Source organism: Serratia sp. Sp408, from assembly GCF_057180665.1.
This window is the reverse complement of sequence record NZ_JBXUFT010000001.1, coordinates 1,276,906-1,295,142: the sequence shown is the minus strand read 5'-3', so window position 1 is coordinate 1,295,142 and position 18,237 is coordinate 1,276,906. Positions and strand designations below refer to the sequence as shown.

19 protein-coding genes are annotated in these 18,237 nt (G+C 56.8%); 11 read left to right on the top strand and 8 right to left on the bottom strand.

Annotated elements, in window-relative coordinates:
* Positions 1 to 79: 79 nt before the first annotated feature.
* Positions 80 to 1,699, top strand: coding sequence for a maltose/glucose-specific PTS transporter subunit IIBC (malX, locus tag AC2AXP_RS06135; protein ID WP_484381489.1), 1,620 nt, complete (start codon positions 80 to 82; stop codon positions 1,697 to 1,699).
* Positions 1,692 to 2,873 carry a MalY/PatB family protein gene (locus AC2AXP_RS06130; protein WP_004963276.1) on the top strand — a complete coding sequence of 394 codons (1,182 nt, stop codon included), beginning with the start codon at positions 1,692 to 1,694 and terminating at the stop codon, positions 2,871 to 2,873. The genes malX and AC2AXP_RS06130 overlap by 8 nt, the downstream gene beginning before the upstream one ends.
* A 33-nt stretch (positions 2,874 to 2,906) precedes the next feature.
* Here the strand turns inward: AC2AXP_RS06130 and AC2AXP_RS06125 are convergent, their stop codons facing one another.
* The gene (locus AC2AXP_RS06125) at positions 2,907 to 3,272 is read right to left on the bottom strand and encodes a TIR domain-containing protein (RefSeq protein ID WP_004963281.1); all 366 of its coding nucleotides are present in this window, start codon (positions 3,270 to 3,272) and stop codon (positions 2,907 to 2,909) included.
* Positions 3,269 to 3,865 carry an NUDIX hydrolase gene (locus AC2AXP_RS06120; RefSeq protein WP_198773132.1) on the bottom strand — a complete coding sequence of 199 codons (597 nt, stop codon included), beginning with the start codon at positions 3,863 to 3,865 and terminating at the stop codon, positions 3,269 to 3,271. Before AC2AXP_RS06120 ends, AC2AXP_RS06125 begins: the two co-directional genes overlap by 4 nt.
* A gap of 96 nt (positions 3,866 to 3,961) precedes the next feature.
* Here AC2AXP_RS06120 and AC2AXP_RS06115 point away from each other — a divergent pair, with 96 nt between their 5' ends.
* The 9 genes from AC2AXP_RS06115 to add all read left to right on the top strand — a co-directional run bounded on the left by AC2AXP_RS06115 (position 3,962) and on the right by add (position 11,160).
* Complete coding sequence (locus tag AC2AXP_RS06115; protein ID WP_004963286.1) at positions 3,962 to 4,717, top strand: DeoR/GlpR family DNA-binding transcription regulator; 756 nt, start codon at positions 3,962 to 3,964, stop codon at positions 4,715 to 4,717.
* Between the two features lie 375 nt (positions 4,718 to 5,092).
* Positions 5,093 to 6,073 carry a 6-phosphofructokinase gene (locus AC2AXP_RS06110; protein WP_004963290.1) on the top strand — a complete coding sequence of 327 codons (981 nt, stop codon included), beginning with the start codon at positions 5,093 to 5,095 and terminating at the stop codon, positions 6,071 to 6,073.
* Positions 6,074 to 6,084: 11 nt separating this feature from the next.
* A complete protein-coding gene (locus tag AC2AXP_RS06105) occupies positions 6,085 to 6,396 on the top strand; it encodes a PTS sugar transporter subunit IIB (RefSeq protein WP_039992127.1) in 312 nt (103 codons plus the stop codon).
* On the top strand, positions 6,393 to 7,760 hold the full coding sequence (locus tag AC2AXP_RS06100; RefSeq protein ID WP_004963297.1) for a PTS sugar transporter subunit IIC: 1,368 nt from the start codon (positions 6,393 to 6,395) through the stop codon (positions 7,758 to 7,760). Before AC2AXP_RS06105 ends, AC2AXP_RS06100 begins: the two co-directional genes overlap by 4 nt.
* Positions 7,747 to 8,589, top strand: a complete 843-nt coding sequence (locus AC2AXP_RS06095) for a class II fructose-bisphosphate aldolase (RefSeq protein WP_198773135.1) — start codon at positions 7,747 to 7,749, stop codon at positions 8,587 to 8,589. Before AC2AXP_RS06100 ends, AC2AXP_RS06095 begins: the two co-directional genes overlap by 14 nt.
* 69 nt (positions 8,590 to 8,658) lie before the next feature.
* Positions 8,659 to 8,928: a hypothetical protein gene (locus tag AC2AXP_RS06090; protein ID WP_039992129.1), complete on the top strand. Its 270-nt coding sequence runs from the start codon at positions 8,659 to 8,661 to the stop codon at positions 8,926 to 8,928.
* A 9-nt stretch (positions 8,929 to 8,937) separates the two neighbouring features.
* Positions 8,938 to 9,375 (top strand): PTS sugar transporter subunit IIA, encoded by a 438-nt coding sequence (locus tag AC2AXP_RS06085; RefSeq protein WP_004963303.1) that lies wholly within the window; start codon positions 8,938 to 8,940, stop codon positions 9,373 to 9,375.
* Positions 9,372 to 9,998 (top strand): P-loop nucleotide/nucleoside kinase family protein, encoded by a 627-nt coding sequence (locus tag AC2AXP_RS06080; protein ID WP_273868080.1) that lies wholly within the window; start codon positions 9,372 to 9,374, stop codon positions 9,996 to 9,998. The genes AC2AXP_RS06085 and AC2AXP_RS06080 overlap by 4 nt, the downstream gene beginning before the upstream one ends.
* 163 nt (positions 9,999 to 10,161) lie before the next feature.
* Positions 10,162 to 11,160, top strand: coding sequence for an adenosine deaminase (gene add, locus AC2AXP_RS06075; protein WP_039992130.1), 999 nt, complete (start codon positions 10,162 to 10,164; stop codon positions 11,158 to 11,160).
* Positions 11,161 to 11,198: 38 nt separating this feature from the next.
* On the opposite strand, the gene AC2AXP_RS06070 is transcribed toward add, so the two are convergent.
* The 6 genes from AC2AXP_RS06070 to AC2AXP_RS06045 all read right to left on the bottom strand — a co-directional run bounded on the left by AC2AXP_RS06070 (position 11,199) and on the right by AC2AXP_RS06045 (position 18,107).
* Complete coding sequence (locus AC2AXP_RS06070) at positions 11,199 to 12,194, bottom strand: bile acid:sodium symporter family protein (protein ID WP_004963312.1); 996 nt, start codon at positions 12,192 to 12,194, stop codon at positions 11,199 to 11,201.
* An 87-nt stretch (positions 12,195 to 12,281) separates the two neighbouring features.
* Positions 12,282 to 13,322, bottom strand: a complete 1,041-nt coding sequence (locus AC2AXP_RS06065; RefSeq protein ID WP_004963315.1) for an oxidoreductase — start codon at positions 13,320 to 13,322, stop codon at positions 12,282 to 12,284.
* Between the two features lie 90 nt (positions 13,323 to 13,412).
* Positions 13,413 to 14,342, bottom strand: a complete 930-nt coding sequence (gene araC, locus AC2AXP_RS06060) for an arabinose operon transcriptional regulator AraC (RefSeq protein ID WP_039992131.1) — start codon at positions 14,340 to 14,342, stop codon at positions 13,413 to 13,415.
* 137 nt (positions 14,343 to 14,479) lie between these two features.
* Positions 14,480 to 15,466, bottom strand: a complete 987-nt coding sequence (araH, locus tag AC2AXP_RS06055) for an L-arabinose ABC transporter permease AraH (protein WP_039992132.1) — start codon at positions 15,464 to 15,466, stop codon at positions 14,480 to 14,482.
* A 17-nt stretch (positions 15,467 to 15,483) separates the two neighbouring features.
* On the bottom strand, positions 15,484 to 17,019 hold the full coding sequence (gene araG, locus AC2AXP_RS06050; RefSeq protein ID WP_004963321.1) for an L-arabinose ABC transporter ATP-binding protein AraG: 1,536 nt from the start codon (positions 17,017 to 17,019) through the stop codon (positions 15,484 to 15,486).
* 104 nt (positions 17,020 to 17,123) lie between these two features.
* Complete coding sequence (locus AC2AXP_RS06045) at positions 17,124 to 18,107, bottom strand: arabinose ABC transporter substrate-binding protein (RefSeq protein WP_039992744.1); 984 nt, start codon at positions 18,105 to 18,107, stop codon at positions 17,124 to 17,126.
* Positions 18,108 to 18,237 lie beyond the last annotated feature (130 nt).

The window sequence follows — 18,237 nt, the reverse complement described above, 5'->3', positions numbered from 1 at the left end:
GGTAAAACGTTTTATCTTATTTTTACCTTACATCGGTACATTCCTTTTTTGTTCGCCTTTTCGCCAGGAGTTCCCGTTTATGCCAGCGGCTAAAAAACCAAAAATCACGCTTTGGGAGTTTTTCCAAAGTCTGGGCAAAACCTTTATGTTGCCCGTCGCGCTCCTCTCTTTCTGCGGCATCATGCTGGGGATCGGCAGCTCACTGAGCAGTCGCGATGTCATTACCCTGCTGCCGTTCCTCGGCCAGCCGATTTTCCAGTTACTGTTCACCTGGATGAGCAAGGTCGGCTCGTTTGCCTTTAGCTTTCTGCCGGTGATGTTCGCCATTGCCATCCCGCTCGGCATGGCGCGCGAAAATAAAGGCGTCGCGGCCTTCTCCGGCTTCGTCGGCTTTGCGGTACTGAATCTGGCGACCAATTTCTATCTCACCAGCGCCGGTATCTTGCCCACCGTCGATCCGGCGGTGCTGAAGGCCAATAATATCCAGAACATTCTCGGTATTCAGTCGATCGATACCGGTATTCTCGGCGCGGTGATCGTCGGTATTATCGTCTATTTGCTGCACGAGCGTTTTAACACCATCCGTTTGCCGGACGCGCTGGCATTCTTCGGCGGTACGCGTTTTGTGCCGATCGTCACCACCGTGGTGCTCGGACTGTGTGGATTGGTGATCCCGCTGATTTGGCCGTGGTTTGCCGCCGGCATCAATGGCCTCGGCTGGGTGATCAACGGCGCCGGCGCCTTTGGCCCGATGATTTTCGGCACTGGCGAACGCCTGCTGTTGCCGTTTGGCTTACACCATATTCTGGTGGCGCTGATCCGCTTTAGCGAAGCGGGCGGTACCCTGGATGTCTGTGGCCACAGCGTCAGCGGCGCGTTGACCATTTTCCAGGCGCAACTCTCCTGCCCGACCACCCACGGCTTTGCGGAAAGCGCCACGCGCTTCCTGTCACAAGGTAAAATGCCGGCGTTTCTCGGCGGTCTGCCGGGGGCGGCACTGGCGATGTATCACTGCGCCAAGCCAGAAAATCGGCATAAGATCAAAGGACTGCTGATTTCTGGCGTGGTAGCCTGCGTGGTAGGCGGCACCACCGAACCGCTCGAATTCCTGTTCCTGTTTGTCGCGCCATTCCTGTATCTGATCCACGCCATTCTCACCGGGCTGGGCTTCACCGTGATGGCGCTGCTGGGGGTCACCATCGGTAATACCGACGGTAATGTCATTGATTTCGTGGTATTTGGCATATTGCACGGCACCGCCACCAAATGGTATCTGGTACCGCTGGTCGCCGCCGTCTGGTTTGCCGCCTACTACGCCATTTTCCGCTTTTCCATTCTGCGCTTTAATATCAAAACACCGGGTCGCGAGAATGACAGTCCGCTGGCCTCTGGCACGCCTGGCATGGTGGTCGGCAAATCCGGCTATAACGTACCGGCCATTCTGGCGGCGCTGGGCGGCGGCGAGAATATCGTCTCGCTGGATAACTGCATCACCCGTCTGCGCCTGTCGGTCAACGACATGAGCAAGGTGGACGACGCCGCGCTGAAGGCCAACCGCGCCATTGGCGTGGTACATCTGAACGAACATAATCTGCAAGTGGTTATCGGGCCGCAGGTGCAATCGGTGAAGGATGAATTAGACTCACTGATAAGTCGTAACCCCCCCGTTACGCCATTGCAGGGAGCGTCTCATGTTTGATTTTTCTACCCCTATCGATCGCCACGGCACCTGGTGCACCCAATGGGATTACATTGCCGACCGCTTTGGTGCCGCCGATTTACTGCCGTTCACTATTTCGGATATGGACTTTGCTACCGCTCCCTGCATTCTGGATGCCTTGCAGCAGCGTTTACAGCACGGCGTACTGGGCTACAGCCGTTGGCAACATGAAGATTTTCTTGGCGCGGTGCGCCATTGGTATCAGCAGCGTTTCCAGACACCGATCGACACGGCAATGGCGGTATACGGCCCGTCGGTGATTTACATGGCGGCGCAGCTGATCCGCCAATGGTCGGCCCCAGGCGAGTGCGTGGTCACCCATACGCCGGCCTATGATGCCTTTTACAAAGTGGTGCTGGGCAATCAGCGCCAACTGTTACCCTGCCCGCTGCAAAAGGTGGGTAACCAGTGGCGCTGCGATATGGCACATCTGGAAGCGCTACTGGCACGACCGCAAACCCGCATCCTGTTGCTGTGCAGCCCGCATAACCCTACCGGCAAAGTGTGGAGCGTCGACGAACTGCAGCAGATGGCAGAATTGTGCGAACGTCATCAGGTGCGGGTGATCAGCGACGAAATCCATATGGACATGACCTGGGACTCGCAGCCGCATGTGCCATGGAGCCAGGTGGCCACTACGCCATGGGCGCTGCTGACATCCGCGTCGAAAAGCTTCAATATTCCGGCCTTGACCGGGGCATTCGGTTTTATCAGCGACGACGCGTCGCGTGAAAGCTATCTGCAGACGCTGAAGGGCCGCGACGGACTCTCGTCCCCGGCGGTGTTGGCGGTGGTGGCGCATATTGCCGCCTATCGTCACGGCGCGCCGTGGCTGGATCAACTGCGCGACTATCTGCACGCCAACCTGCATTATGTCGCGCAGCGGTTGAATCAGGCCTTTCCCCAGCTCGACTGGCAGCCACCGCAGGCTACCTATCTGGCCTGGATCGATCTGCGGCCGCTGAATATTGACGATCGTGAATTGCAGCAGGTGCTGATCGAACGCCAAAAGGTGGCGATCATGCCGGGCTTTACCTACGGCGAAGAGGGGCGCGGTTTTGTGCGCTTGAACGTTGGCTGTCCACGCAGCAAGCTGGATGCCGGCCTTGACCGACTGATTGCCGGCCTGAAATTCACCCTGGGCGACCGCTAATGCACCACGGCAGGGCTGCGCCTGCCGTTCGTTTCACTCGGCGTCGGGAAGGTCTTCCAGCCGGTAATAGACCTGCAATCCCAGCGCATTCGCCACTTCGATATCCTTATCGGCCCCGCGCGACGCTCCTTCAATGCGGTAAATGCCCTGACAGCGCCCAATCAGCCGATGGGCAACCGGATACAGATAAGCTTCGCCGATCTCATCCCCCAACTGCTGCGACCCTGCCGCTGCCGCCAGTGGCAACGCCAGCCATTCGCCAATCACCGGCAGATGCCCACGCTGATATACCGCCAGCGCCGCCTGTTCCAGGCGGTGCAGATTGGCAGCAATTTTTTCTGCATCACCGTCAGTGCCGCTACGGTAAGGGCCAGCGATCAAAATCTGTTGTACCGTCATTCTTCGTTCTCCTGAATCGGGTTAAGCGCAATGTATTGCAGTAACATGATGGTTTTGGCGTCGACGATGACCCCCTGACGGATGGCCAGCAACGCGTCATCCAGCGTCATTTCCAGTACATCCAGGTCTTCACCCTCGGCGACAACTCCACCGCCGGCATGGACGCGGTCGGATGCCTGATATTCGCCAATAAAGAAATGCAGTTTTTCGGTCACCGAACCGGGGCTCATGTAAGCTTCGAACACTTTCTGCACCTTTTGCACGATATAGCCGGTTTCTTCTTCGGCTTCTGCACGAATGCGCTGTTCCGGCGACGCATTGTCCAACAGGCCTGCCGCCGCTTCGATCAACATGCCATCATGACCGTTGACGAACGCCGGATAGCGAAATTGCCGCGTCAGAATCACCGTTTTGGCCTGGCGATTAAGCAGCAGGATCACCGCGCCATCGCCGCGGTCATAGGTTTCACGGCTTTGCCGTTGCCAACTGCCATCACGGCGCAGAAAATCAAAGGTGGTTTTTTTCAGTAGATACCAATCGTCCGACAGCACCTGTGTGCTGATGATGCGGACGCGATCCTGGGTGGCGATCATTGATCGGCTCCTAAAGTCAGTGGATAAGCATTGATACTAACGTGCAGTTTCGTGTATTATCAAGATAATTCGTGCAGATTAAGTCAACGGGGTTTTATGCTCACCAGCCAACGCAAAAAATTGATCCTCGAAAAGCTCGCGCAAGAGGGCCAGGTGCTGGCCAAACAGCTAAGCGAGATGTTTGGGTTGTCAGAAGACACTATCCGGCGGGATTTACGCGAGCTGGACAGCGAAGGTTTGCTGCAACGGGTCCACGGCGGCGCGCTACCGGTATCGTCGGCCATTGCGCCATTTGCCGAACGTAATACGCTGGAATCGACGGCAAAGCGCGCCATTGCCGGCGCCGCTGCCGCCATGATCCTGCCAGGCCAGGTGGCTATCGTCGATGGCGGCACCACGTCGGCGGCGCTGGTAAAGCAACTGCCAGCCTCGTTACATGCCACTATTGTAACCCACAGCCCCAGCGTGGCGGTCGATCTGGTGGAACATCCCCATATCGAGGTGATCCTGATCGGTGGCAGGCTGTTCAAACATTCGATTGTCAGCGTTGGCGCCGCCGCCGTTGAGGCAATGTCGCACATTCGGGCCGATATCTACTTTATGGGCGTCACCGGCGTGCACCCGACTGCCGGCCTTAGCACCGGCGATCTGGAAGAGGCCTACATCAAACGTGCCCTGGCGGCACGCGCCGCGGAGACCGTGGTCCTTGCGTCCGCCGCCAAGCTGAATGCCGCATCGCAGTATGCCATCGGCGACGTTACCCTGGCGCAAACCATCATTGTCGAACATGCCACCGACGACGCGCTGATCGCGCCTTTGCAACAGGCTGGCGTCAGCGTAATCAAGGCCTGACCTCTCCCCCTCTGGCTGCATGTCGTGGGGGCAAAACTGCCCCCAGTGGCGTCGCGACCTGATAACGCCCCAAGAAAATGCGATGAAAATCACATTTACGCCAAGTTTTTACCGCCTGCCGATCGGCATTTGCGGCCTTTCCCTGCCCTTGGTCATCATATTGACACAACCATTTGAATTTCAAAAATAAACCGCTGAGTCGGTCGTTTATCGCTAATGGCGACTTTGTGAGTTACTTCGCAAAAAATAACCACTGACCACGGCAGTCAAGGTTATTGGCAACTATTTTTGTGATTATTTTGTGATGTCTATTGCAAATTTTACCCACACCAAAATTGAACAATGAGCTCACGGAAACCAACGGGAGTCATTGAGATGAAAATCGGTGTGGTGATAAGTGGCGGTGATGTTACAGGCATCAATAACTTTATTTTCCAGATTGCCAATCTGACGCAGGCGGAAATCGTGTTGTTTAACGGAGGTATTCCCGGCTTGCTTGAACATCGCCATCAATCGATTAGCCATCGCGATCTGATTGATTATGCCATTAACGCGCTACCGATTATTTCCTCTGGGCGCACGGCAAGGAAATTGTCCAGCGTAGAATACGAAAAAATCGCCAGACAACTCAAATCTCTGCATATCGATGTGCTTATTATGGCGGGCGGTGATGGATCGCTACAGTTCTTAAATACCCTGAGCGAATTTGGCATTAATTGCTTCGGCGTTGGCATGACGATCGATAATGACGTTTTCGGCAGTCATTATACCATTGGCTTTTCCACCGCCTGTGAGCAAATATTGAAAGAGGTCGCCAAATTGCGTAATACCGGCCGTGCGTTACCGGGTCGGGTGTTTATGCTCGAACTGCTGGGTGGCTACTGCGGTGAATTAACTCTGCAATCGGCGATTAAATCCAACGCCGATTTTGCGTTGATCCCCGAGTGCCAACGGTCATTAAGCAGCCTGGCGGAAAAAATAAAGCTGCGGCTTGAACGGCAAAACAGCGTCATCATTTTATGTTCGGAGGGCTATACAAAAGAATATTCACCAGGTTTTCAAGGAGCTATCGATACCATGATTGCCCAGTTGGAACCACGTATCGGCGTTCGTATTCGTAAAACCATTGTCGGTTACGGGCTGCGCAATGGCGAGCCTACCTGCGAAGAAATTTATCAGGGCACCCTGATGGCAAGCGAGGTGGTGCGCTGTATTCAATCCGGGATGAGAAACAAAGCCGTCATTATCAATGCCAGTAATCAGGCTATTCCAATTGATTTGATCAGCATGAAGAAACGGCTGGTTGATCTCGAAGGGCACCATTACAAACTGGCCAAACAGTTAAATATCATTTGAGGAGAATATCCATGTTAAAAATACTCTGTGTATGCGGCTGTGGTTTGGGTTCAAGTTTTGCCATTGAAATGAGTGCCAGGGCGGTGCTTAAAAAACTGGATATTGATGCGGATATTGATCACACCACAATTTCCGAAGCCAGCGCCTTTAGATCCGATATTATTCTGACGCAAAAAACTTTTGCCGACATCCTGAATGCCGATGCCAGTGATGAAGAGAAAAAACGGGTCATTATTCTTAACAAGCTGACGGACAAGACCGAGATTGAACAGAAGATCGTCGCCTTTCTGAAAGAACGTAATATGCAAGGGACCCCATCATGAACAGCGTGATAGATTTCATTGTCAGAGACCTGCTCGGGCAGGCGTCGATATTAATTGCCTTTATTGCCATGCTGGGATTATTGCTGCAAAAAAAATCCACCGGCAAAGTGGCAGAAGGCACCTTCAAGACGTTATTGGGTTTTTTAATCATGATGGCCGGCATTAATATTATTGTCGACACCCTCACCTACCTGAACAGTATTTTCACCCACGGTTTCGGCATGACCGGTTATATCACCGACGTGGCGGCGATCGCCGGTCTGGCCAACCGTGAGCTGGGATCGGAGGTCGCACTGACGCTGATGGTGATCTTTGCCGTAAACATTCTGATCGCCCGCCTCACGCCGTTCAAATACATCTTCCTTACCGGACAGGCGATGCTGTGGATGGCCACCATTGGCGCGGTAATCGGCTACAAGGCCGGGTTGAGCGGATTGCCGCTGATCCTTACCGGCGGCATCTTCGGCGGCATCATGGCGGTAGTGATGCCGGCGCTGGCACAGCCGGCGGTGCGCAGGATCACTGGCTCCGACGAGGTGGCGCTGGGGCATTTCTGCACCATCGGCTATCTGGTGCAGGCGGCGGTGGCCAAGGTGGTCGGCAAGGGCTCGCGTTCCACCGAAGATCTGCAATTGCCGGACAACTTCAAATTCCTGCAAGACACCTACCTATCGATGGCGGTCGTGATGATCCCGATGTACCTGATCCCGGCGCTGGCGGCCGGCCCACAGTATATCGCGCAGTTTGCCAACGGCATGAATTACCTGATGTATTCCTTCATGCAGGCGATTCAGTTTGTCGCTGGGGTGTTCATTCTGTACAGCGGCGTGCGGTTACTGCTCAACGAACTGGTACCGGCGTTTCGCGGCATCGCCATGCGCATCGTACCGGATGCCAAACCGGCGCTCGACTGCCCGGTGCTGTTCCCCTACGCCCCCAACGCGGTGATCGTCGGCTTCCTGGCGACCACCCTTGGCTCGGTGATCGGCATGATCGTCTTCCCGATGTTTGGTCTGGCGATGATCCTGCCGGGACTGCTGACCAACTTCTTTGCCGGCGGCACCGCCGGGATCTTTGGCAACGCGCTGGGCGGTCGGCGCGGAGCGATGATCGGCGGCGTGGTGCATGGCCTGTTCATCACCTTCCTGCCGGCGATTCTGGTGCCGATGCTGGAAAGCTACGGCTTCGTCGGCGTGACCTTCAGCGATTCCGATGTCATCAGCAGTGGTTTGGTACTGGGCCATGCCTTGCAGAACAACTGGCTGTTTGTCGCGCTGTTCATTGCTTTTGTCACGCTTCTGGCGTGGTTCGTCAACGGTAAATCAACCAAGCATCATGAGGAAAAAATCCATGAAACTCTATAACTTCCCCGAGCTGTCGCAGGTAGCCAAAGCGCGTGGCTTCAAGGCACTCGGCTCGTTTAACCTGCACTGTCTGGAGATGCTGCCGGCCTTTTTCCGCGCGGCCAAACAGACCAACAGTCCGTTGATGATCCAGATTTCCACCGGTACCGCCGACTATCTCGGCCACAAATTGCTGGTTGACGCCGTCAGCTCGCTGGCGGCCAGCGAACAGGTACCGACCTGTCTGCACCTCGACCACTGTTCGGATCCGTTGGCCATTCGTACGGCAATCGACGCCGGTTTCAGTTCGGTGATGTACGACGGCTCGCACCTCAATATTGAAGAAAATATTGCCAATACCCGGCTGGTGATCGCTATCGCCCATCCGCGCGGTGTGTCGGTGGAGGCGGAACTGGGGGCCATTGGCGGTGCCGAAGACGGCAAGATGGTGGCAGCAGAAGACATCAGCTTTACCACCGTCGAAGATGCCAAACGGTTTGTTGACGAAACCGGCGTCGACATGCTGGCCGTGTCGGTCGGCACGGTGCATGGCCTGTATACCGGCAAGGCGCAGCTCCAGCATCGGCGTTTGGCGGAAATCACCGCGGCCACCGGCACCCCGCTGGTATTGCATGGTGGCACCGGCGTCAGCGATGAAGATATGCGACTGGCAGTGGCTGGCGGCATCGAAAAGGTCAACGTTGGCACCGAAATGAACGTGCAGTGGGTCGGTCGCTGCAAGGAGATGTTTGAAAAAGGCAAAGTCAGCGACAGCGTGCGCAAATTCCTGATCCCGGCCAACGACGCGGTCACCCAGGTATTAGCCGAAAAGATCGGTTTATTTAAATAAACGCCGTTTTATTCTCACCTATCAATATCAACCCTGGCGCCCCGGCGCGAGTCGGGGCTGGAGACGATGATGTTTGAATTTATCAAACGCCGTCGGCAGGAAAATCCTGTCGATGCGGCAGATAACCACGCCGAGGCCGCGCGAGCCGCGGAAACTATTGCCCAATGGGAACAGCGGTTGGCAAATAATCCGCAGGACGGCGAAATACAAAAGCAATTAATGCTGGAATATAACCGGGCGCTGAAAATATATGCCAAAAGCAAACGACATCGCGACCAGCTTGATTTACTGTTTGTCAAAATCGACGAACTGCGCAATATCACAAGGAAGACCATCTGAGGGGAATTTATGTCGATAAAACAATTGCTGATCGAAGCAAATGCCATTCAGGTCGGGGTGCAGGAAGATGACTGGCAACGGGTAATTGCCCTGGCGGCACAGCCGCTGGTCAATCAGGGATATATTCACGAGTCCTATTATAAAGCAGTGATTGACAACACGCTGACTCACGGCGCGTATTACGTTTTTGACGAAGGGATCGCCATTCCCCACGCGCGGCCGGAATGCGGCGTAATTAAAAACTGCTTCAGTCTGGTATTGCTCGAACAGCCGATTGCCTTTGGCGATGGTGAAAAGGCCGATATCGTTATTCTCTTCGGCGCTACCGACGGTCAGGGACATATTCAGGACGGCATTCGCGCCATCGTCGAATTACTGGATAATCCACGGGTCATGCAACAACTGCGCGCAGCAAAACAATGGCAAGAAGTGGTGGATATATTATGAAACAGACACTCGGCACGGTTGGCGAAAAAACCGTTATTTTGGTCAACGGCGTACCCGCATCAGGCAAAAGCAGCGTCGCCGTGCGACTGTCGCACCATTTTGCCTTGCCCTACCTGACCGTCGACGGTATCAAAGAGCCATTTATGCACTGTTTTCCCCAGGTCGACCGCCAGCTTAACCGCCAACTGGGGCGCGCAGCCTATCAGGCGATTTGGGCAATCGTCGCCCAGGCGTCGGCGCAGTGCGTGTACGTTATTGACGCCTGGTTTGGTTTTCAACCGAAAGATGACCTTCGCCGTTATCTGCAACAGGCCGGCGTCACGCAGGTGGTGGAGATCTGGAACCAGATTTCCCCTGAACTGGCAGTGGCGCGATACGCCGCACGGCTGCATCAGCGCGCCAAGGGACACCCCGGCGCAGAATATCTGCCGGAATTGCGTGAGTTGGCCGAACGGGCTGCGCCGATGGCGCTGGGACCGGTGCTACGGGTCGATCAGTCTCAGCCGCTGGATATGCCACAGATTATCGCCTGGCTGCAAAATACGCTGAGTGCCAGCACAGACTCACGCAGCAGCGCCGCGTTCGCTGCCAGCGGTCAATCCTACCGCCTGGCGTCACGCTGAGCGTGCAATGGCGGGGAGTTACCCTGCCATTGCTTAAAATTACCGCCACTTCAGCGTTTATGGTGATCATGATCACTTTTTTTTGCAACATCATGGTAATTTTCATCCGTTTGTTTTTATACTGATATGCACTTTACCTACAACAAAATGACGAGTGCACATCATGATAGATCCCCGCCTACCGCTTACCGATATCCATCGCCACCTTGACGGCAACATTCGTGCGCAAACCATTCTCGATCTGGGTCGCCAGTTCAATCTTCAACTGCCAGCCAACGAGCTGGAAGCGTTGCGTCCACACGTGCAGATCACCCATGCCGAGCCCGATTTGGTGAGCTTCCTGCAAAAACTGGACTGGGGCGTGGCGGTATTGGGCGATCTGGAAGCCTGCCGCCGTGTGGCCTATGAAAACGTTGAAGATGCGGTCAACGCCGGGCTGCATTACGCCGAGCTGCGCTTTTCACCGTATTACATGGCAATGAAGCATCGCTTGCCGGTTGCCGGCGTGGTGGAAGCGGTGGTTGACGGCGTGCGTAGCGGCTGCCGCGATCGCGGCATTGACGTGCGCCTGATTGGCATCATGAGCCGCACCTTTGGCGAAGATGCCTGTCTGAAAGAGCTGGAAGGTCTGTTGGCACACCGCGACAGCATCACCGCGCTGGATCTGGCTGGCGACGAGCTCGGCTTCCCCGGCAGCCTGTTCCTCAGCCACTTTAACCGTGCGCGCGACGCTGGCCTGCGCATCACCGTGCACGCCGGCGAAGCCGCCGGGCCGGAAAGCATCTGGCAGGCGATTCGCGAACTGGGCGCCGAGCGTATCGGCCACGGCGTCAAGGCGGTAGAAGATCCGGCGCTGATGGATTTCCTGGCAGAACATGGCATCGGCATTGAATCCTGCCTGACCTCCAACATCCAGACCAGCACCGTGCCCTCATTGGCACAGCATCCGCTTGCCACCTTCCTGCGCCACGGCGTACTGGCGTCAATCAACACCGACGATCCGGCGGTTCAGGGCATCGAGATTGCGCATGAGTACAACGTGGCGGCGCCACAGGCCGGACTGACCCCGGACGAGATCCGCCGTGCGCAGCACAACGGCCTGACAATGGCATTTCTTGACCAACGGGAAAAACAGGCGCTGCGCGATAAAGTCGGCGCTTGAACGCTACGGGCGCAGTGACTGCGCCCGTAGATATGACGCTATTTGCTCGCCTCAACCGCCTGCTGCCGGGCGGTTTTGCGCGCATAGCGTTGTGCCAGCACGGCACAGACCATCAGCTGTATCTGGTGGAAAATCATCAACGGCAGCACCATCGCCCCGACCGCCGCCGCCGGGAACAGCACGTTGGCCATCGGAATGCCGTTCGCCAGGCTTTTCTTCGACCCGCAGAACACGATGGTGATCTCATCGGCGGTGTCAAAGCCCAGCAGACGCGCGGCGTAGGTGTTGATCACCAGCACCACGGTCAACAGCAGCAGCGACATCAGCACAATCACCAACAGCGACCAACCGTCAATCCGCTGCCAAATACCTTCCACCACCGCCGCACTGAAGGCGGTATACACCACCAGCAGAATCGATGAGCGGTCAGTGAGGTTGATCAGTTTGCGATGGCGATCGACCCATTTGCCGATCAGCGGCCGCGCCAGATGGCCGAGGATAAACGGCACCATCAGTTGCAGAATGATCGAACCGATGGCGTGCAACACATCGGTATTGCCACCCTGGGTATGCATCAGCGCGCCCACCAGCAATGGCGACAGGAACACCCCGAGAATACTTGAGGCCGACGCGCTGCAAATCGCCGCCGCGACGTTGCCGCCGGCTGCCGAAGTAAACGCGATAGCGGACTGCACGGTAGCCGGCAGCGCACACAAATACAGGAAACCCAGGTAGACGGTCGGCGTCATTACGCCGGGCACCAGCAGGTTCATCGCCAACCCGAGCAGCGGAAACAGCGCAAAGGTACTGAGGAAAACCAGTAAATGCAGTTTCCAGTGGCTCATACCGGCGACGATCGCATCGCGCGACAGCTTGGCGCCGTGCATAAAGAACAGTAACGCGATGGCGGCGGTAGTCAGACGTTCGAAAAAGACTTTCCACACCCCTTCACACGGGAACAGTGATGCAACGATCACTACCAGAATCAAGACCAGCAAAAATTTATCAATGCGCAGGCGCTGCAACCAGGACATGAGACAGAATTCCTTGCAAAAAAGCGGGTTCAGTGGCTGAACCCGTAATATCAATCAGAATAATTTTATCGACCGTAACGCAGGCACTCAGGCCACCGGCAGCGCTTTCTGTTGTGCCGCCGACGCCATGCCCAGCTCGATCATTTCCATCACCGCGATTGCCTCACTGGCGGGCACCGGGTTTGCTGCGCTGCCGTTGATGGCGTCGCGAATGGCGGCATAATAGGCCGGATAGTTGCCCGGCAGGGTCAACAACGGTTTTTCTGCCAGTACACCATCACGTGACAACGTCACCACCCCATCACGCATATCATAGCCCCAATCGGCCTGCGGCAAGCGTTCGCCGGCCTTCAGCCGATCCTCCTGCGGATCCAGCCCGAATTTGACAAAGCTGCCCTGGGTGCCATGCACGATATAGCGCGCGCTTTCCGCCGCCGCCAGCACCGTGCCGTGCAGCACCACCCGGCGTTTGGCGTAGTGTAATACCGCGTGGAAATAGTCAACGGATTGCGAACCCGGACGCAGCTCGGCCATATCGACAAACAGCGAGTCCGGCTTGCCGAATAGCTGCAGGGCCTGGTCGATCAGATGTGGGCCAAGATCGTACCAGATGCCGCTACCAACGCCACCCTGTTCACGCCAGCGCTGACGCACTTCGGGGCGGTAACGATCGAAATGCGATTCGAAGTACACCACCTCGCCAAGCGCCTGTTCCTGCAATAATGCTTTAAGCGTCAGAAAATCGCTGTCCCAGCGGCGGTTATGAAACACCGACAGCAGCAAACCGCTTTGCTTGGCCTGCTGGTCGAGCTGCTGCGCCTGGGACAGCGTCACGGTAAACGGTTTATCTACCACCACGTGCTTGCCAGCGGCCAGCGCCTGTTGCGCCAGCGGGAAGTGGGTATCGTTCGGGGTGGGAATGACGATCAGATCGAGTGTCGGATCGTTGAACAGCGCCTGCGGATCGCTGACTACTGACAGGGTTGGCCAGTCGGCGTGCACTTTGCCGGCATCACTGCTTGATACCGCCGCCAGCTCGACGCCGGGCGTGCCGACGATCAGCGGCGCGTGGAACGTTTTGCTGGCATAACCGTAACCGACCAACCCAACACGTAATTTTTCAGCCATGGTGTTTCCTCTGACAAGGCTTATCTAGACCTCTCCGATTTGACACCATGACGCCGGCCGCGACAAGAAGTAAATTAAATGTTAACGCCACTAGCGAGACGATGCCGCTTCCTGCAATGGCCACGGCTGCTCACGCAGACTCTTCGCCGGGTAGTTTATTTCCAGGCTGCGGCGGCGAAAATCGCTGGGGCTGACCCCCACGCGTTTGCGAAATACCCGTGAAAAATACAGCTGGTCGTCATAACCGACCACCCGACCGATGGTGGCGATAGATTCCTGGGTAGTCTGTAGCAGCAGCTTGGCACGGATCACCCGCTGGTCCTCACGCCAGCGCAAAATGTTGATCCCTACCTGTTCGCGGAACAGGTGGGCCAGCCGCGATGGCGACAGGCAGACGTGGCGCGCCACTTCATCAATGCGCAGTTCTCCAGCCAGGTTGCCGGTGATGTACTGACAGGCTTCAATTACCCGCGGATCCATGATTTTCTGCGGACTGAGCGGATCTTCCTCCATCGCCCGCAGCAGCAGGCGCTCCAGCAGATTCATCCCCATTTCTTCCGCAAAGCGTCGACCGGAACGCTGGGTTTGTTCAATGTTGGCAAATAACCGATCAAACTCCAGCAGCAGGTTGTTGTTCGGCAGCGACAGGCGTCCAACCTCATGGGTTTTGCTGTGCCACTCCAGCCAGTCGGCCCAATAGGCTCGCGGACGAAAGTAGACCCAGCGGTGATACCAGCAATCGCTTTCCGGCGAGCGGCCGTAATAGTGCGCCGCCTTGGGCGGAAACAGCAGCAGATCGCCGGGGTTGCAGTAGAAGGTGTCTTCACCGTCAAACACCTTGCCCTGGCCTTTGATGGTGAGATTGAGAATGTAGCCCTTCATGCCGCCAGGGCGATCGATAAAGAAATCCAGCGGCCCGTCCGCCATGATCGGCGTCAGCCCGGCAACCAGGTAGGCATTAAAGGTGTAACCCGGCAACAGCGGGTTCGGTTGGGGTTCCTGAACCATGCGATGATACATCTAGCCTCCAAAATTCGCGTCCACCCCGCCCGCGTTGCGCCGACGACGCCACTGCGAGGTACCTGTGTTTAGTTTACCGGCCCGCCAGATAACTGCGCGGGCCGGTGGCAGAACTGTGATGCCGGCGAACTTTTCCCCTAGGCCGTACGTTTCGCCTTCTGTTTGTAACGGTCGAAAATCACCGCTGCCAGCAGGATCAACCCGCGTACCACGTACTGCGAGAACGGCGAGATGTTCAACAGGTTCATCGCGTTTTCCACCGTGCCGAGGATCAGAATGCCGGCGATCACGTAGGAAATCTTGCCGATCCCGCCCTTCAGCGACACGCCGCCCAATACGCAGGCGGAAATCACGATCAGTTCATAGCCGATGGAGGTCATCGGCTGACCGCTGGTCATACGCGAAGCCAAAATGATGCCTGCCGCCGCCGAGACCAGGCCGGACAACACGAAGATGATGATTTTGGTACGTACTACCGGTACCCCGGCCAGACGCGCCGCCTCTTCGTTGCCGCCAATCGCCAGCGTATTGCGGCCAAAGGTGGTTTTGTTCAGCAAAAAACCGAACAGTGCCAGACAGCCGATGGTGATCCAGATCGGCGCAGGCAGCCCCCACCAGTTGGCATAGCCGAGGGCGAAGAAGCGCTCATCCTCGATGCCCACCGCTTTACCGTCGGAAATGATATACGCCAACCCACGGAAGATTTGCATGGTCGCAAGCGTGGTGATCAGCGCGTTGATCTTCAGGCGAGCAATGACAAAGCCGTTGATCAGCCCCGAAGCCATGCCCAGCAGCAGACCGGCGCCGACGCCAATCCACAGGCTTTCAGTCATGTTGATCACCACCGCGGTGGTGACCCCGGCACAGGCGATCACCGACGCCACCGACAGATCGAAGTCACCGGACGCCAGACAGAACAGCATGCCGCAGGCCACCATGCCGGACATGGAAATTGCCAGCCCCAACCCTTTCATATTGATGAACGAGCCGAAGTTGGGCACAAATACCATGCAGGCGATAAACAGCACCGCAAACACCACCAGCATGCCGTAGCTGTCCCAGATACGCGTCAACCCCTGGCCGCCGCGGCTTTTTACAGAATTATTGGTTGTCATGGTCGACATCTCTTTCTCCTTCACAGTCAGGCCACCGCGCTGGCGGCGTCAGGGGCAATTTCGGGGGTGCGTAACATTGCCAGGCTGAGGGCCTTTTCCTCGCTGGCCTGGTCATGCAGCAACTCACCGGAGATGGCGCCTTCGCGCATCACGATGATCCGGTCAGCCAGCCCGAGCACTTCAGGCAGATCGCTGGAGGCAAACAGCACCGCAATGCCCTGCTGCGCCAACTGGTAAATGACGTTGTAGATTTCATGTTTGGCGCCAACGTCAATGCCGCGCGTTGGCTCGTCGAGCATGATCACTTTCATCTCTTCCGACAGCCAACGCCCGAGGATCGCCTTCTGCTGATTACCGCCGGACAGGTTCATAATCAGCTGCTCGGCGCTCGGGGTTTTGATATTGAGCGCGCGGATGTGGTGCGCCGCATTGCTGGTTTCCCAGGCGTTGTTGATCAGGCAACCGGCCTTGATGCTTTTACGCCGCGCGCTGATGTTGATGTTGTCGCGCACCGAATGCACCGGGATAATGCCATCGGCCTTACGATCCTCCGGGCACAGCATGATGCCGGCGCGAATGGCGTCGATGGGCGAACCTATGCGGATTTTCTCGCCGTCGAGCGACAGCTGACCGCCGGCGATGCGCGTGGCGCCGAATATCCCCTTCATCAATTCGCTGCGCCCAGCCCCCACCAGGCCAAACAGGCCGACGATCTCCCCGGCACGTACGCTGAGGCTGATCGGCGTTTTCACGCCGCTGGCCTGCAGGTTGTCCAGTTGCAGGCGTACCGCGCCATGCTCACGCGGCTGATAACCATAAACATCGCCCAGATCGCGCCCGACCATCGCCTGCACCAGCTGTTCGTTATTCACCTGACTCATGTCGTCGAAGGTGCGCACGTAGCGCCCATCCTTGAACACCGTGATGGCGTCGCTCAGGGCAAAGATCTCCTCCATACGGTGCGATACGTACAGAATCACCCGGCCCTCGGCACGCAGTTCACGGATCACGCGGAACAGTTGCTCAATCTCGCGCGCCGACAGCGAACTGGTCGGCTCGTCAAAGGCAATCACTTTGGCATTGCGCGCCAGCGCCTTGGCGATTTCCACCATCTGCCACTGGCCGATTGACAGGTACTTCAGCGGCGTATCCGGATCGATGTCCAACCCGAGATGCTCAAGCTGCAAACGGGCTTCATAACGCAACAGCTTGCGATCGACCAACCCGCGTTTGGTCGGCAACTGGCCCAGATAGATGTTCTCCGCAACCGTCATTTCCGGCACCAGGTGCAGCTCCTGGTAAATGATCGCCACGCCGGCGTCCAGCGCGTCGGTGGTGGCATTAAAGCGCACCGGCTGGCCCTTGAGATGGATTTCGCCCTTGGTTGGCGCATAGTTGCCGCTGAGGATCTTCAGCAGCGTCGATTTGCCGGCGCCGTTTTCCCCCATTAGCGCGTGGATCTGCCCGGCCTGGCAGCTGAAACTGATATCGTCCAGCGCCTTGACCCCCGGAAAGGTTTTTCCGATGCCCTTGAAAGCCAGATACGGCGTGGTGGCTGTCATAGTGCTTTCCTCATGCTTGTCTGAAAACGCCGCTCGCCGGCAAACGCCGTGACAACCGATGGCCGTCACGGCATACGCACTGGGCGAGCGGGCAATGCAAAGCGTTACATCAGGCCTTTTTTCTGCAGTTCGGCTTTGAAGTTGTCACGCGTGATCAGCACCACGTCGGTAACTTCGGTGAATTTCGGTGGCTCGGCGCCCTTTTCAACCCAGTCATGCAGCATCTGAATGCTCTTGTAGCCATGGATGTCCGGGCTTGGCAGCAGCGAGCCATAGAAGCCGGTGGCCTGCCCCTTGGACAGTTCGCTCACCGCGTCAACGCCGTTGATGCCGATGCCGATCACGTTCGGTGCTTTAAAGCCCTGACCTTCGGTAGCACGCACGCCGCCCAGCACGGTATTGTCGTTCATGCCGACAATCAGCCAGTTCTTCACCCCGGGATGCTGCACCAGCATCGAGTTGGCGGCGTCAAACGCACCTGGAATGTCGTTGGATTTGGTCGGTACCTTATAGATTTGCTTTTCCGGGAAGCCGGCGGCCTTCAGCGCGTCCATCGAACCGCTGGTGCGGCGGCGAGCCGTGTCCAACTCATCGGCGGTGATCGCCATTACGCCGGTTTCTTCCACTTTCCAGCCACGCTTGGTCATTTCCTTCCACAGCTCTTGCCCCTGACGCTCGCCGATTTTGGTCGCCGCCATCATCACCAGCGGCACGCTGTCCATCGGCTTGCCTTTGGCGGTGACGAACTGATCGTCAACCGCAATCACCTTCAGATCGTAACTGCGCGCCTTGGCGACGATCGCCGAACCAAGTTTCGGATCCGGCGTGCAGATCACAAAGCCTTTGGCGCCGCTGGCCGCCAGGCTGTCGATGGCGTTGAGGGTTTTTTCGCCGTCCGGCACGGCGATTTTGATCACTTCAAAGCCGAGGTCTTTACCGGCCTTGTCTGCAAACTTCCATTCGGTCTGGAACCAGGGCTCCTCCGGTTGCTTGACCAGAAAACCCAGCTTCATGGTTTCGGCGATAGCCGATTGTGACATAACCGCTGCCAGGCCAATCGCCGCCAGTGCCTTAGTGAATTTATGCATGATGCTCTCCGCTGTGTTGTTCTCCCCGGCGCTGAAATCACCGCGCAGTGAAAACGCTTTCATTAGGGTAGTGATACGGTTATCGATAAAGAAAAACGCTTATTGATGCGCCTTCGTTCCTCATCGACTT